Consider the following 14,992-nt stretch of genomic DNA (forward strand, 5'->3'; position numbering starts at 1 on the left):
CAAGCTGGGGGGAATAACTTATAATCTGAATTAAGTGGTTCCTGGGCAAAGTGAGTATTTTTCAGGCTGGCGACTAGCTGTAACCATGCGAGGTGCAGGAGAAAAGTAGAAAATACCATTTAAGGTTTCTGAAATGGTATGGACCAATTGATCAGGGGAAGACCGTAAATCAAAATAAACAAATCTGCAGACAATTCGTTAAAAAGTCATATATTTAAAATACCGCATATGAGGATTAATTTATATAACTAATTTACAGATATTTTAGATGAAAAATATAAAAGTAATCCTGCTCGTATTAGTTCTCAAAAGAAAAAAGCTACAAAAGCTTAACGCAATAAAAAGAACTTTAATGGCAGATTTTAATGGCAGACCCAAACCTAAGAGACCGTTTCCTGAACGCACTGAATGGAAAAACTGTGGATAAAGTGCCTGTTCTTTCGGTAACTCAGACAGGAACCGTTGAGCTCATGAAAAAGAGCGGAGCAGCCTGGCCTGATGCTCACTTTGACGCTGGAAAAATGGCAGACCTTGCCCTTTCAGCCCATACTTTTGCAGGCCTTGAAGCCGTTCGCTATCCTTTTTGCCTCACCGTCCTATCTGAAGCTCTGGGCTGCAGGATTAACCCTGGAAGATAGGACATTCAGCCATCTCCAGGTTCTCATCCTTTTGCAAAGGAACCGGAAGAGATGGAGCTTCCCTCAGATTTTGCTGAAAGAGGAAGAATTCCCCTTATTGCTGATGTAACTTCCATCCTGAGGGAAAAGGCAGGCGACGAAATTCCCCTGATAGCGGGTATGGAAGGCCCGGCATCCCTTGCCTCAAGGCTGCTTGGCACCTACAATTTTCTCACATGGATAATCAGAAGGCCCGAGACTGTAAGAGAATGCCTTAAAGTCACAGGAGCGATCTGTTCCGAATACGCAGAAATCCTGTCCGAAGTCGGGACAGATGCAGTCTGTATAGTAGATGGGATAGCAGGACCGGATATGCTTGATCCCAGGCATTTTGATGCCCTCATAAAACCAGAGTATGAAGGGTTCTGCAGATCAGGAAAAGGAATAAAACTCGTACATGTTTGCGGGAACTCAACCCCTATCCTTAAAACTCTTTCAGAATGCGGCTTTCAGGGAATAAGCATCGAAGAGAAAGTAACCGACCTGCGGGCTGCAAAAAAACTTGTCGGGGGAAAAATAAACCTGATAGGAAACCTTTCCTCTTCAGGAATCATGCTTAATGGAACCTGTGAAGAGATAAAAGAAGAAGCACAGAAATGCCTTAGAGAAGGAATTGACATACTTGCTCCCGGTTGCGGAATTGCCCCAAAAACCCCGACAAAAAATATAAAGGCGCTTGTTGAAGCGAGAGACGAGTATTATGTCTAACGCGAACTGCGCCTCGGGAATGAGCGTCCCTTCCGCTACGTTTCGCTCATCCCAAGAGGACTAAATTGCTGATATTTCTAGCCCGTACAACCTTATTCACTGTAATGACCATTCTTGTCACGCTCAACGAAGGAGAGCGGTCTCGTAGACAAAATAGAAGAAAAAAGAGAAAAAGACCAAATAGCCAAAATATTCAAACATTGATCCAATAGAATAGAAGGCTAAACATCAAACTGCTTCCGAAGAATACGAAGCTAAAAAACATGATGGAAATTCTGGTAACATCCATTAATTCATTTTAATCAGGTTTTTTAATGAGGATCCGGTATTTCTGTGGGTGTCCCCCCCAAATGATCTACGAAGCTCTTCGTCTAATTTTGCATTAGAAAGTGTTTTGCCACACAAAGCTAGAAAGTTCCTAAATTTTAATATCCATCAGGGTCAGCCCTTTCAAAGTTGGTCATCTCAAACCGAATGCATCCTGGATTTGCTGGATTAAAGATCGTCTTTCGGGAAGAAGAGACTATTTTTCGGAAAGTAATTAATATTTTCACCGTGCCTGGCTCCCTCAATAACATATAGCTTCTGTAAATCGATACCCCTAAAAAATCAATGCCCCTTCAAAAATCAATGACCTTACTGAAATCAGGACCCTTTACGATAAGTCCCGAATTATGTTATATAGATTTAAGCCTAAAATTTAGTTAAAAAAGGACTGAATAATAGTGAAAAGCTGCGCAGCTCATTTCACTGCCTGAAATTGATTGTATACAGCGTCATTAGGTATACGTATCCTGATGTGGACAGGATATGAAGGTTATTTTTTTCATAATATCAACGACTGCTGCAAGTGGAGTATAAAAATGTACGGGATCGCACTTGACCTGGGAACCAGCGGCTTTAGAGCGCAGCTTATAGACCTGGAAACAAAAAAAGTCACAAGAACCGCCATGACAATGAGGCACCCCCTTCCTGGGGGCAATGTAATTGACCATCTGGACTTTGCACTGGAAGTAGGAGAAGACATTGCAAACAATATCATACTGGATGCGGTCAGTAAGATTATTGAGACATTTGAGGTAGACCCAGCCTGCATTCAGAAACTGGTAGTATGCGGGAACCCAATACAGCTTTCACTCTTCCAGAACTCGGAAATCAGGGACCTCGCCTTTGCAGGGAAGAATATGCAGAAAAGGCTTGGAGTCGAGAATGTGGACAGGAGTGCCAGGGTCTTTCCGGCATCCGAACTTTTCAGGGGTGTTCTGGAGCTGCCGAATTGCGAAATAACTGTGCCTCCGGCTATCGCCCACGAGATAGGAGCTGACGCCCTTGCCATGATGATCGAAACAGATTTCCTGAACCGGAAAGAGGTTTCCATTGTCACCGACTATGGCACGAATGCTGAAATGGCAATAAAAGCCGGGGACCGGATTATCACAGGCAGTGCAGCTGCAGGACCTGCAATCGAAGGGCAGGGTATCAGCTGCGGAATGATTGCGAGCCCGGGTGCGATTTCTGATGTAAATATTGAAAAGGAAGGCAACGAAAAGGACTACTGGCGACTTACAGTCTTGAACGAAAAGATGGAAGGAAGACCCGGGGCTCTGATAAACCCTGTTACCGGTGAGATTATGGAAAAAGGGGAAATCGAAGCCGTGGGAATTACCGGAACAGGTGTAATTGCAGTTATTGCCATTGCAATGGAAACAGGGCTTATGGAACAGCCTCCTAAACTGCCAAATGGAAGGCTGATCCTTGGAAACGGTATAGAAATTACAGACGGAGATATCGCTGAAGCCGGAAAAGCCATCGGAGCAATAAGGGCAGCTCAGTTAACCCTCCTGCTTGAAGCCGGAATACCTTTTGAGGAACTGGAAAACGTCTACATGTCAGGAGCCTCAGGGACATATGTGGACTGCAGGAAAGCCAGAAAAATAGGCTCCTGCCCGGATTTCTCAAAAAAGACCGTTCAATTCGGAAACACTTCCATAGCCCTTGCACGTGAAATTATCCTCGACGAATCCAGGCTCGGGGAAGTAATTGCCCTTGCAGGGACGATAAAAGCCGATCACCTGATGATGGCTACCAGTGAGACCTTCAAGAATATCTATACGTGCGAACTTTCTTACTGGACCGAAGGCATGAGTATGAAGCTATACAAAAAGTTTTTCAAAATGTACAAATACCCCCCTCTCCCTGAACCCGCAGAGAATGCAGAGATGGAAAAAAAGGTTACCAGAGACATAGAAGAAACAGGAAATGTTCCTGTAGAGATAGTAGAAGATGTGGGGATCACTATAGTGGTTCCTGTAGAAGGCTGCCTCCAGTGCAGTCGCTGTAACGAAGAATGCCCGGAAAACGCCCTTGTGACCATAGAGAAAAACGGAAGTTTCTTTGCAAGTTGCAGGACCCAGGACTGTCTTGGAACAAGCTGCAGACGCTGCGTAAGGGCATGCCCGATAAAAGCAATAGACTTCAAAAATATTGCAGCTCTAAGTGTAAACGGACCTCAGAGAAGTGGTATGACCGGCGGAGTATATTGACGGAAAATTTTAAAAACATACAACTGGAAGGGCTTCAAAATGACACAAATAAGCATATCTTCTCGCGTCTGTGGTACAGACCACACAATAAAGGGGAGAGTTGAAGGAGGCAGAATCATCATAGAGATTGACACTCCCTGTGAAAAGTTCAGAGAATTCGCTTGCCTTGAAATCCCGGTTCAGGAATTATCCGATATTGAAAAAAATCTCATAAGTGAAATGGAAAGGCAAATGAACTGTTCCTTCGAATGCACTAAAGAATGTGCCCTGGACTGTACCATGCACTGTCTTATTCCTTCTGCGGTGTTCGATGTTTTCAGTATAGAAAAAGAGCTGGCAGAAGTAAGGCTTTTAAAAACGCCTTTTCTTGAAGTCAGTAAGTGTACCGCTTCAGATTATGAGTAACTTCTGAGCAGGGCCTTTCTACACAGCCAGCCCTCGCTTCTTATTTAATTTTAGATCTGATTCAGTTTTGTAACTGAAACTAAAAAAGCAGTTTGACTTTTTATTCCCCTTTCTAAAAAAGCTTGTTTTACCAGTAATTACAAAATTGATGGTAAAGAGCAAAGGAAAAAAGAAATGGGAAAATTGCTTTTAGAATCCGGTAATTTCCTACTTTCCCATTTCTTACTTTCCCTTTGCTTTTCCTTTAATGCTCAGGACATACTGGCCGGCATCTGTTCTTTAAATGTCTGTTTAAATTCAAGGTACTGCTTAGCCATCTCTTCTGCATTCTTCTGGCTGATGACATTTCGCGCTTCCTTAAATACATTACTCTCTTCTTCTTCCACGTGATGCTCTATGCTTTCTTTCAGCTCTTTGAGTTTAGATGCCCAGTTTTTGTCCCCCTCTTTCATATTTTCGAGTTCAGACATCAGGGATCTTGCTTCATCGTGCTCTTCGTAAGCATGGTTGACAAGATCACGTAATTCCTCTTTCTTCTCAAGCTCTGGATAGAAGAGTTTTTCTTCCCCTGCCATATGAGGATCAGTTTCAGCTTTTATTTTAAGCAGAGTTTCTCTTGAGTTATCACGCATAGCCTGTTGAAAAAGGTCAGATACCATTTTATGTTCTCTTATCAGTATGTCATAAATTGTTTCCATGATTCCCCCCCTCTGATTTGAGGTATAACAAAGGTTATTCGGTCAAGCATATAAATAAGTAACCGGTACTCCCAATTAATAAAAACAGTAATGGTAAAAGGAATCTACTTAATTTCTTTTTATAGATATTAGTATAAAAATAAAAACAAAATATCATGAAGTAAGATGAAAACAATGGGAATAAAAATATTCACGTGTGCTCTGAATGTATCCATACATCTCCCTCACAATCCGGAAATGAACTCCCTTTTTCCAGCCAGTTAGTATCACCTGTTTTATAGCAAGAGTAATAACCTGAGCTTTCGACCTTAGTACCTGCTTTGTGAGGGTTTAATTCCTTAATCATATCTTCAGAGATTGTGGGCAGGCCAGGCCTCTGTTTTTCAGCCGGAAATTTAAAAACACTCACACTACCGTCTCTTTCAAGATAAGCAGTCTCGATTTCCCCTAGAGTTCTGATACCCTTGTTTCTCAGTGAACTACACCTACCTAAAATCTTCGTAAACTCAGATTTTTGAGGAAGGTGCTTCCTGCTTCATACTAGGCGGTTGCCGTTTTTTCCTGGTCCACAGGCTCAAACCGTAGTCCCTACGGCGAATTTCTTTATATTGATAGCTGCATTAATGTCCCTATCATGCAAAACATTACAGGAAGGACAAAGCCACTCTCTAATATCTTCTGTCAAATTTGGATGCTTATAACCACAAACGTTACAAGTTTTTGAAGATGATTCCCATTGACCTATCTTCAAAACTGTTTTACCAGACCATTCAGCTTTGTATGTTAATTTTTGCACGAAAGAATACCATGCTGAATCACTAATAGCCTGTGCTAATTTGTGGTTCTTTTTCATTCCTTTAATATTTAAAGTTTCAACTGCTACTGCTTGGTTTTCGCTGATTAGCTTTTTTGAAACTTTATGTTGAAAGTCATGTCTCTGATTAGCAATTTTCTCATGCAACTTAGCAAGTTTGTATGCTGCCTTTCTACGGTTTTTTGAACCTATGACTTTCCTGGAAACTCTTCTTTGCAAGAATTTCAATCTTTCAAGAGAAGTTTTCAGGAATTTAGGATTATCTATTTTTTCTCCTGTAGAAAGAGTAGCAAAAGTCAAAAGTCCAACATCAACTCCAATCATTGTAGCATGGGAAAATGATTCAGGTTCAGGACATTTCTCTCCATCATCAGTTAAGATACTGATATAGTATTTTTCTGTAGGGGTTCTCGATACCGTTATTGTTTTTAGAAATTCAGAATTAGAATTACTTTCATTTGTATTCGGTTAAGGATTTTGAGCTGCGGATCTCGATTTCGACGGAAAAACTCAAACCCAAATGTTTAGTGTTTAAATTGAAATCGATATCAGATTCCAGTTTTGCATTTGATGAATAATTTAACAAATTTTATGAAAATCAATGCAAGTGATAACGATTTTTCCTTAACCGATGACCAATGGAATTACTTTTAATAATATTTCCTTCTAATTCCATTTTCTTAAAAAGTTGCTTATGTATCTTAACTTTTATCCAACCGATTTTTGGTAAATTAATTTTAGAGGTAGCAAAATTAATAATATAATGTTGTGGAATTTGGAAAGAGAAATAATTATCTCTTTTTCTTTTCTTTTGTGGATATTTAAACCCATCCTTAAAGAAATGGTTGAATGCAGAATTAAGATTTTTGCTAGTTTGTTGCAGAGATTGAGAATTTACTTCTTTCAAGAAAGGATAAGCTTCTTTAAGAACTTGAATATGGTTATTAAGTTCAAATTCAGATATACTTATTCTGAATTTTTTATACATCAATGATTTTATTTCAAGAAGTTTATTGTAGACAAATCGAGTACTGCCGAAGTGTTTTTCCATAAGGGCTTTTTGTTCCTTATTAGGGTAAATTCTGTATCGGATTCCTCTCTTCATCGGCATTATATACGTTTGGAAACTATATCAATATTAACAGGATAACTACCGGTATGATGTTGGGAAGTTGACGGCTCTCATCCCCTCCCTGTACCATTCGGGCGAAAGTCCGATGTGCTGAGGAAGGAGGCTTCCCGCCTTATGAGATAAAAGGAAAATCTCGTCCTGAGTAGGTGTATGCTTTCTTATTGATTGTGAGTTCAGAACTCCGTTACTTATAATTTTTACGGGCATACCCTCAGTCAAATCCTCATACCGGGGAAATCTATTCACAAGCAATGTCTGTATCCTGTAACATACCGTAATGGTCCCGATTGCAAAGACTGACCACAGGAGAGCAACGTCCGGATAAAACATAGGATCTCCCATAGCCGATCCAAGAGCAATAATAATCAAAAGATCAAAGGATGTAAGCTGGTCAACTGCTCTCCTGCCTAATAAGCGCATGATAATTAGTGCAAAAATAAACATGAAAGCTGACCTGAGAATCACTTCAGCTAAAAAAGCCAGGGAACAGAAGCTATAAAAATCCTTGTTAGTTCGAAAACCTCAATCGGCTCATTTACTATATTATTCAGTCCCTTTCTAAGAGCATAAAACCTTTCAGGTTCGGTTTCCTGAAAAGGATAAAAAAGAAATTAAACACAAGAAAGGCGAGATAATGTAGAGAAAAGGGACATGAGAAGGCTTATTGAGAGAATTAAATTTATATAAAAACTGAGAATCAAAGACAAAGAATAGTATCAAAAAAGATAGGGCTTTCTCTTAAAATTAGAATTAGAAAAAAACGTAAAGTGCCCGGAGCCTTAACCTGCTAGAGATTTCGCTGTTTATATAGAATTCAAAATATCCAAAACCTCTCAGTTTTTTATGGCAGAAAAGAAAGAGGATTTATTCAAACCCTCCCTATAAAAAGCTGGTAATCTGAATTAGATCTGGAGCTCATCCCGAACCCAATTTTATTCTTAAATCAGTAATATTCAGAACAATTTTTCATGATCAGAAACTCGATCTATTATTCGAGACACGGAATTCTGAGAATCAATTTATAGTTTCGGGATAGGCTCCTGATAATCTGAATTTTCTGCAGAATTCTAAATTCATACCTTTCTCATTCAGATCTGCCATATTTTTCTGCTGCATCCATCATTGCCATGATTTTTATAGGCGCTGCATTGACCGGAAATTCGCAACCTGGGGAGAGAATAAATCCAGAAGGAGAATTAATGCCTTCTTCGATATTTTGCCTGCAAAGTTCCATAACTTCTTCATATGAACTGGTCAGGAAGAGTGGAGGATTGATATTACCACAGATAACATCGTGGTTTCCAAACATTTTGATCTGATCCTTGATAGGTGTCTCCGGTCCGAAGAGCCAGAAGTATTTTCCAGACCAGTTTAGTTCTTCTCTTAACTTTGCATAGTATGGAAGATTCAGGTTCTGATCGGCACATGGGTGCATAAGCACAGCATGTATTCCTAATTCTTTTACACGGCTGTGAACCTTTTTCATATATGGATACGCAAATTCCTCAAACATTTGCGGAGGAATCATATTATTTGATTCGGATGGCCCTCCGTCAAATGGAAGCAGGCTTTCTGAGCCGTATTTATCTGCAAAATAATCTAAAGCGTTAATAAACATATCACTTACCTTACCAAGTAAGAGATGAACAGCTTTCGGGTCCATGATAAGCCATGTTAAGAACTCAGATGTATCCGCAACGACCGAGGCTGCAGTAAAATTACTGCCGATTTGTATAGTAACCGGCATTCCGAGTTCAAAACATCTGGCTGCAACCCTATCTGCAATTTTATATGCACCAGGCAATTCTCTTTCAAAATCCGGGACTTCAAGCTTTTCAATATCTTCTATGGTATTCACAGGGTGCTTTTTTATATAGGGTGCGCCCTGCCCTTTTCCATAAGGAAAAGCTATCTCCCCTCCAAATTCCCATGCTCCGCACGATGCATATCCATACATTGGAATTTGCTCATAACCGTGAAGCCTCATGGACGCAAACTGCGCCTCAAAGCATTTATCCCCATCTGCATAAAAATCTCCAAGGGATATACCTGTAATTTTTGCAGAATATCCCTCTACAAATGGAATTACCGGTATGCGGTCAGGTTTTTGCCCTGACATAACAGCCGCCATACGTTCTGATGATGTCATCCTGGCTACCATTAGAATTATTCCTCCACTAGCTATATTTCTTTGAAATATGCAACTGAAAACATAAACATATACCGAAACTGTAACGACTTAAACAAAAAAATAGGAAAATAACCCATATACTTTCAGTTTATAGATAACACTACAGAATAAAATGGAGAGAAATAACCTTAATCCAGAAAACTGCAGTAAGTACCTAATTTAACAGGGATTAATCAAAAAAACGTCATTAATAAAGTGAATTTACAGGAAATAAACAGAAAAAAGACAAATTTTTAAAGAAATCAAAGCTCTAAAAGAAATAAATGAAAATAAATAAAATTTAGGTGCCCGGAGCGTGACTCGAACACGCGACCTCCAGATATCTCAGGAGATTAAAGACGCCTCATATAAGGTCCCTATGAGTCTGGCGCCCCAACCGACTAGGCTATCCGGGCTTGCAACACACAAATGTATTAACATATATTAAAGGGTAACGATCGGAAGAGAGTAAAAAGGGCATTTTTGTTATGTTTGATACGGGGAATATGACTCAATAATGGAAAAGAGAACTCTGTAAGATAGGAAAAATAATCCTTTGAACTTTCAGGACACATGAAGGGCATCAGTAAACACGTTATGTTAGAGGTAACATAATAGGGTAATATATAATAAAAGGAAATTATTGGGATATAGCCTATATAACAAATAAATATATAATTAAGAAGTGATATAAGATAAGCTTTCAGGTCGATTTTTAAAAACAGGGAAAGCAGGAAAGTTAGTCCGGCAGAGACTTAACTGGTTATATCCAAACGTGTAGGCTGTCAATAGATGTAAATCTGGATAAATATATATAAACCATATAATTATAATGAATGATCGAAATAGATCCTCAGTCAAAGGAACTGTCCGGAAGGTTACATTTTTCATACCGGCACATATCTTCAAGACTTAAAACGCCAGCATAGGAATTGATTTCGGTTACACCTTCAATAAATTATACTTTAACAGGTTAGCTATAAAAGTGCAATTTACTAAATCGTTATCAAGAGCAATTAATTCCCAAGCTGAAGTATTCAATTCCCCCATTAATCTAAAGACTAAAATATCCCGAGAAAGCCCTGGCCTCAGATTAATCATCAGTTCTTAGAAGACACTGGAATCATCAGGTCAAAAATGCCATTGAAAACAGAGGACTTGGGATTGATACTTAAAAAATTGATTTGTTATTCAGCTTACTGAGATACCTGGATTAAACCCAGATGAGGAATTTCCATGAAAATAAAAGCAAATCTCATATCCGGAAGGACCGCCGACCAGGGCGCACATCTGGAAGCAAAAACACATAAAGGTTATTTTGATGCCTGTACTTACTGCGAACTGAACTCCGCAGACCTTCAGAGGCTGGGCGCCTCCGAGGGAGATAACCTGAAGGTCACCACCGAGTTTGGGGAAGTGGTGGTATTTGCAAAGGCAAATGAAGGAAACCCTGAAGGACTTGCCTTTATCCCTATGGGCCCCTGGGCAAACGCAGTGCTAAGCCCTGACACACACGGCTGTGGAATGCCGGGCTTCAAAGGCGTCCCCGCGGAAATTGAGGTCACTGATGAAAAGCCCCTGGAAATGAAAGCCCTGATGAAGAAGTATATGGAAGACTGACTCCGGGTTCCTCTAATGCGAAAAACTCATATTTTTCATTAGGTACGGAGAAACTTAAAAAATTCGGAGGAAAAAATATGCCAGTAATTAAAGACGCAGTATGTTCCCTATGCGGGTCCCTCTGCGACGATATCACGGTCACTGTTGAAAATAATAAGATTACAAAAATAGAAAATGCTTGCATTCTCGGGCACAGCAAGTTTGTCGGCATGTTCGAGCATGACAGGATAGAAACCCCTATGATCAGAAAAGATGGGGAACTTGTCCCTGTCCCTTACGAGGAGGCAATCGAAGCTGCCGCAAAAATCCTGGTAAATTCCAAGAGGACGCTTTCCTACGGCTGGTGTTCTACTTCCTGTGAAGCAGTCAGTGGAGCAATTCAGCTTGCCGAAGAAACAGGTTCAATTATAGATTCTACGGCAAACGTGTGCCATGGACCGTCAGCCCTTGCTGCCCAGGAGAAAGGATCTCCTTCAGCCACTCTTGGAGAGATAAAGAACAGGGCAGATGTTATCATTTTCTGGGGCTGCAATCCTGTACATGCTCATCCCAGGCATATGGTCCGCTACTCTAGCTTTTCAAAAGGCCTCTTTACAGAGAAGGGACGGAAAGGCAGAACAATGATAGTTGTTGATGTCAGAAAAACCGACACTGCAAAATTGGCTGACAGGTACGTAGAAATTGAACAGGGATCAGATCTGCTCCTCGTTACTGCCCTTCGTTCAATTGTAAACGGACACGAAGACGTTATTCCGGAAAGAGTCGCAGGAGTTCCTAAGGCTGAAGTTGTTGAGCTTGCAGAAACCCTGAAGAACGCAAAGTTTGTCTGCATTTTCTTCGGTATGGGAGTAACCCAGTCCCGTTCAAAGTATAAGAACGGAGACGCCATGTCTTCTCTCATTTCAGACCTCAACCAGCACACAAAAGCAGTAATGATCGGAATGCGTGGGCACTATAATGTTACCGGTTTCGGGCAGGTAGCAACCTGGGAGACCGGATTCCCGATGGCGATCGACTTTGCAAGAGGATATCCTTATTACAACCCGGGAGAAACCGGAGCAAACGACCTGCTTGTGCGTGAAGAGCCGGATGCTGCGATTATAGCTGCAGCTGATGCAGGGGCACACTTCCCGCAAAAAGCTGTCAGGCACCTTGCGAGAATCCCCGTAATCCAGATCGACCCGTATGCCAACCCAACAACCGAAATTGCAGATGTGGTAATCCCTGCGGCTGTTGTGGGCATAGAAGCAGAGGGTACGGCTTACCGTATGGATGCAATCTCCCTCCGCATGAAGAAACTGATTGATTCAAAATTCAAGACCGACGAAGAAATCGTAAAAGACCTGACTGAAAAAGTCAGGGAACTGAAGAGAGGTGCATAAGATGTCGGAAATCCTGATTAAAAATGCCAGCGTCTGTGATCCGGCACAGGGCATTAACTGCGAGACTATGGACATCTGCATCAGAGACGGCAAGATAGTAGACAGCGTCTCTGGAAACGCGAAAGTTATCGATGCAGAAGGCAAACTTACTATGGCAGGGGGGTTTGACGGGCATACCCACAGTGCAGGCAAAATTAATGTGGGCCGCTTCATGAACCCCAACGATGCAAAGAAAAACCTTGTACCCGGGCTTTCAGGTCAGGTTGCGCGCACTGAGAAGACGAGAGCACAGGTAGGATACAACACCCCCAACACTTACGCAATCGGGTACAGATACGCAAAACTAGGGTATACAACTATCTGTGAAGCTGCAATCCCCCTTCTTGCTGCAAGGCACACCCATGAGGAATTTAATGAAATCCCTATCCTCGACAAAATGGGACTTTCTCTCTTCGGAAGCAACTGGCAGGTTATGGAGTATATCCGGGACAAGGAGCCTGAAAAACTTGCAGCTTATATTGCCTGGGGCCTGAAAGCCTCAAGAGGCTACGGAGTAAAGATTGTAAACCCAGGGGGCGGAGAAGCATGGGGCTGGGGAAAGAACGTAAGCGGACTCTACGACCCTGTCCCTAACTTCGACGTAACCCCTGCAGAGATTCTGATGGGGCTTGCAGAAGCTAACGAACGCCTGCAGCTTCCCCACTCCGTGCATGTGCACTGCAATAACCTCGGAAAGCCAGGGAACTATGCAACTACCATAGAGACCATGAAGCTCTTTGAGAAAGTTAAGCCAAGCCGGGACAGGCAGTCTCTCCACGTCACTCATGTACAGTTTAATGCCTATGCGGGAACTTCGTGGAGGGACTTTGAGACAGGAGCCCCAATGGTCGCAGACTACGTGAACGGTGCGGACCATATGACTTTCGACCTTGGGCAGGTTATCTTTGGACCTGCTATGACCATGACTGCAGACGGACCTGTTGAGTACGCAAACGCGAGAATGCTGCATGAAAAATGGAGCAATCAGGATATCGAACTGGAAGATGCTTCCGGTGTCGTGCCCCTGTTTTATTCACCAAAAAGTTTCGTAAACGCAGTCCAGTGGGCAATCGGGCTTGAGCTCGCCCTGCTTGTAAAGGACCCCTGGAAAGTCATGTTCACGACCGACAGCCCTAATGGCGGTTCTTTCGTGAACTATCCTGAAGCCTTTACCTATCTGATGAGTGAAAAAAGGAGAGCAGAGGTAATCTCAGGCTTTTCCAAGATGGCTCTTGACAGGATGGTATTGCCTGGAATCGACAGGGAACTGGACTTTTACGAGCTCGCTGTCATGACAAGGAGCACTCAGTCAAAGATGTACAGTATGCCAGAGAAAGGAAACCTTAAGGTGGGCTCTGATGCTGACATTGCAATCTACGACATTCTCCCGGGCCATGTTGACCCCTCGACAGAGTATACGAAGGTCAAGAAAGCTTTCTCAGGTGCGGCATATACTTTCAAGAACGGAGAAATCGTTGTAAAGGATGGAGAAATCGAAGAAACCCCGAAAGGAAAAACTTACTGGGTAAACGCGAAAGTTCCGGAAAACATCGATGCTGCGATGCAGAAAGATATAGACCGCAAATTCAGGAAATACTACACTGTGAGCAAAGCCAATTACATGGTTGAGGATATGTACCTCCAGAAGCCTGTTGAAATCGGTACGGAAGGGGTGTTCTAAATGCAGGTTGTAAAACTTTCCCTCAAAAAAGCAAATAAAATCCCCATCGAAGCCGATAATGCAAACCCTGACAATTTTGCAGGCAAGACCGCAGAAGAGATAGGGGCGATTCCTGTCTGGTACGGAAACGGGCAGTATCCCCTCGGGGACCTCTTCAATGTAGAAGTTGAAGGCAACGGCTCCGTAGAAAACACAAAAATCGTTTTCGAAGGAGACGTCTCCAGAGTGAAGCGCATAGGGCAGAACATGAGTGCAGGAGAAATCGAAATCAACGGCAACGTGGACATGCACTGCGGCTTTGGTATGAAGGGCGGAAAGGTTGTAATCAATGGAGATGCTGACAGCTGGCTCGGCTGTGAGATGGCAGGCGGGGAAATTATTCTCAACGGAAATGCTTCCTATTACGTGGGTTCAGGTTACCGCGGAGAGTCCTGCGGCATGCGTGGAGGAAAGATTACTGTCAACGGCAATACTAAGGACTACCTCGGAGAGCACATGTGTGGAGGGGAGATCCTCGTGAAAGGCGATGCAGGGCTCCTTCCTGCGATCTCAAACAATGGCGGAAAGATAGTCATTGAAGGCAGCGCAACCATGCCTGCAAGTGAGATGAAGAACGGCACAGTCATCATCAAAGGTGAGGTATTCGACCTGCTCCCCTCATACAAAGAAGAAGGGACAGAAGAAGTCGAAGGCGTTACATACCGCAAGTTCACAGGTGACGTTAATGTCGGCGGAAAAGGCGTTTTGCTGATAAAGTAAACGACTTAAAGTGAACGAAAATTAACGAAAAGAAAATTAAAGTAAGCGAAAACTGATGTAAACGGATCTTTCGGATAGACTCAGAAAGGTCCGGATAAATAAACAAAAGTCTGGCGGATAAGAAGATCTAAGTAAACAGGTACAGAGTTTCGTTCTTACCCGCTTTACTATTCTTTTTGATTGTTTTTGATTATTTTTGATTATTTTTGATTTTTAATTTCCTATTCCTGCCTTTTTGCTCGCGAATTGTGCCTCGCCCGAGTTTTGCGTAGGGATCACAGGAAATCAGAGATTTCCAGGGAGTTGAACTGCAAATGCAACATCACGAGATCCTTTTCGCTTCGCTCCTCTTCGCTCAAGAGGA

At 42.1% G+C, this 14,992-nt stretch carries 11 protein-coding genes, 1 tRNA gene and 2 pseudogenes; 7 read left to right on the forward strand and 7 right to left on the reverse strand.

What is annotated here, in order from left to right:
• Positions 1-365: 365 nt before the first annotated feature.
• The 3 genes and pseudogenes from mtaA (at position 366) to ACZ5A8_RS17805 (ending at position 4,333) form a co-directional block, all read left to right on the forward strand.
• A pseudogene (gene mtaA, locus ACZ5A8_RS17795) lies at positions 366-1,385 on the forward strand (methylcobamide:CoM methyltransferase MtaA).
• 863 nt (positions 1,386-2,248) lie between these two features.
• Positions 2,249-3,928: a methylamine methyltransferase corrinoid protein reductive activase gene (locus tag ACZ5A8_RS17800; RefSeq protein WP_464530650.1), complete on the forward strand. Its 1,680-nt coding sequence runs from the start codon at positions 2,249-2,251 to the stop codon at positions 3,926-3,928.
• A 39-nt stretch (positions 3,929-3,967) separates the two neighbouring features.
• Complete coding sequence (locus tag ACZ5A8_RS17805; protein WP_464530651.1) at positions 3,968-4,333, forward strand: DUF6951 family protein; 366 nt, start codon at positions 3,968-3,970, stop codon at positions 4,331-4,333.
• A 251-nt stretch (positions 4,334-4,584) separates the two neighbouring features.
• On the opposite strand, the gene ACZ5A8_RS17810 is transcribed toward ACZ5A8_RS17805, so the two are convergent.
• From ACZ5A8_RS17810 to ACZ5A8_RS17840, 7 genes and pseudogenes are all read right to left on the reverse strand, one after another.
• On the reverse strand, positions 4,585-5,031 hold the full coding sequence (locus tag ACZ5A8_RS17810; RefSeq protein WP_464530653.1) for a hemerythrin domain-containing protein: 447 nt from the start codon (positions 5,029-5,031) through the stop codon (positions 4,585-4,587).
• 190 nt (positions 5,032-5,221) lie between these two features.
• Positions 5,222-5,527, reverse strand: coding sequence for a YetF domain-containing protein (locus ACZ5A8_RS17815; RefSeq protein WP_464534194.1), 306 nt, complete (start codon positions 5,525-5,527; stop codon positions 5,222-5,224).
• A 78-nt stretch (positions 5,528-5,605) separates the two neighbouring features.
• A pseudogene (locus tag ACZ5A8_RS17820) lies at positions 5,606-6,289 on the reverse strand (RNA-guided endonuclease TnpB family protein); the annotation flags it as partial.
• Between the two features lie 154 nt (positions 6,290-6,443).
• The gene (locus ACZ5A8_RS17825) at positions 6,444-6,950 is read right to left on the reverse strand and encodes an RNA-guided endonuclease InsQ/TnpB family protein (protein ID WP_464530654.1); all 507 of its coding nucleotides are present in this window, start codon (positions 6,948-6,950) and stop codon (positions 6,444-6,446) included.
• 45 nt (positions 6,951-6,995) lie between these two features.
• Positions 6,996-7,421 (reverse strand): DUF421 domain-containing protein, encoded by a 426-nt coding sequence (locus tag ACZ5A8_RS17830; RefSeq protein WP_464530655.1) that lies wholly within the window; start codon positions 7,419-7,421, stop codon positions 6,996-6,998.
• 640 nt (positions 7,422-8,061) lie between these two features.
• Positions 8,062-9,138 (reverse strand): uroporphyrinogen decarboxylase family protein, encoded by a 1,077-nt coding sequence (locus tag ACZ5A8_RS17835; RefSeq protein WP_464530657.1) that lies wholly within the window; start codon positions 9,136-9,138, stop codon positions 8,062-8,064.
• Positions 9,139-9,453: 315 nt separating this feature from the next.
• Positions 9,454-9,563, reverse strand: a tRNA-Met gene (locus tag ACZ5A8_RS17840).
• 820 nt (positions 9,564-10,383) lie between these two features.
• Between ACZ5A8_RS17840 and ACZ5A8_RS17845 the strand changes: the two genes are divergently transcribed.
• From ACZ5A8_RS17845 to ACZ5A8_RS17860, 4 genes are all read left to right on the forward strand, one after another.
• Positions 10,384-10,767: a molybdopterin dinucleotide binding domain-containing protein gene (locus ACZ5A8_RS17845; protein ID WP_464530659.1), complete on the forward strand. Its 384-nt coding sequence runs from the start codon at positions 10,384-10,386 to the stop codon at positions 10,765-10,767.
• Positions 10,768-10,844: 77 nt separating this feature from the next.
• On the forward strand, positions 10,845-12,149 hold the full coding sequence (locus ACZ5A8_RS17850) for a formylmethanofuran dehydrogenase subunit B (RefSeq protein WP_464530660.1): 1,305 nt from the start codon (positions 10,845-10,847) through the stop codon (positions 12,147-12,149).
• A gap of 1 nt (position 12,150) precedes the next feature.
• On the forward strand, positions 12,151-13,869 hold the full coding sequence (locus ACZ5A8_RS17855) for a formylmethanofuran dehydrogenase subunit A (protein WP_464530662.1): 1,719 nt from the start codon (positions 12,151-12,153) through the stop codon (positions 13,867-13,869).
• Positions 13,870-14,628 carry a formylmethanofuran dehydrogenase subunit C gene (locus tag ACZ5A8_RS17860; RefSeq protein WP_464530664.1) on the forward strand — a complete coding sequence of 253 codons (759 nt, stop codon included), beginning with the start codon at positions 13,870-13,872 and terminating at the stop codon, positions 14,626-14,628.
• Positions 14,629-14,992 lie beyond the last annotated feature (364 nt).

It is taken from the genome of Methanosarcina subterranea (genome assembly GCF_055385895.1).

Bases quoted from the DNA above. Each gene is read 5' to 3' on its own strand.
- ACZ5A8_RS17830 (WP_464530655.1), bottom strand. From the start codon at position 7,421: ATGTTTATTTTTGCACTAATTATCATGCGCTTATTAGGCAGGAGAGCA.
- ACZ5A8_RS17810 (WP_464530653.1), bottom strand. From the start codon at position 5,031: ATGGAAACAATTTATGACATACTGATAAGAGAACATAAAATGGTATCT.
- ACZ5A8_RS17845 (WP_464530659.1), top strand. From the start codon at position 10,384: ATGAAAATAAAAGCAAATCTCATATCCGGAAGGACCGCCGACCAGGGC.
- ACZ5A8_RS17825 (WP_464530654.1), bottom strand. From the start codon at position 6,950: ATGAAGAGAGGAATCCGATACAGAATTTACCCTAATAAGGAACAAAAA.
- ACZ5A8_RS17805 (WP_464530651.1), top strand. From the start codon at position 3,968: ATGACACAAATAAGCATATCTTCTCGCGTCTGTGGTACAGACCACACA.
- ACZ5A8_RS17850 (WP_464530660.1), top strand. From the start codon at position 10,845: ATGCCAGTAATTAAAGACGCAGTATGTTCCCTATGCGGGTCCCTCTGC.
- ACZ5A8_RS17855 (WP_464530662.1), top strand. From the start codon at position 12,151: ATGTCGGAAATCCTGATTAAAAATGCCAGCGTCTGTGATCCGGCACAG.
- ACZ5A8_RS17835 (WP_464530657.1), bottom strand. From the start codon at position 9,138: ATGGTAGCCAGGATGACATCATCAGAACGTATGGCGGCTGTTATGTCA.
- ACZ5A8_RS17860 (WP_464530664.1), top strand. From the start codon at position 13,870: ATGCAGGTTGTAAAACTTTCCCTCAAAAAAGCAAATAAAATCCCCATC.
- ACZ5A8_RS17800 (WP_464530650.1), top strand. From the start codon at position 2,249: ATGTACGGGATCGCACTTGACCTGGGAACCAGCGGCTTTAGAGCGCAG.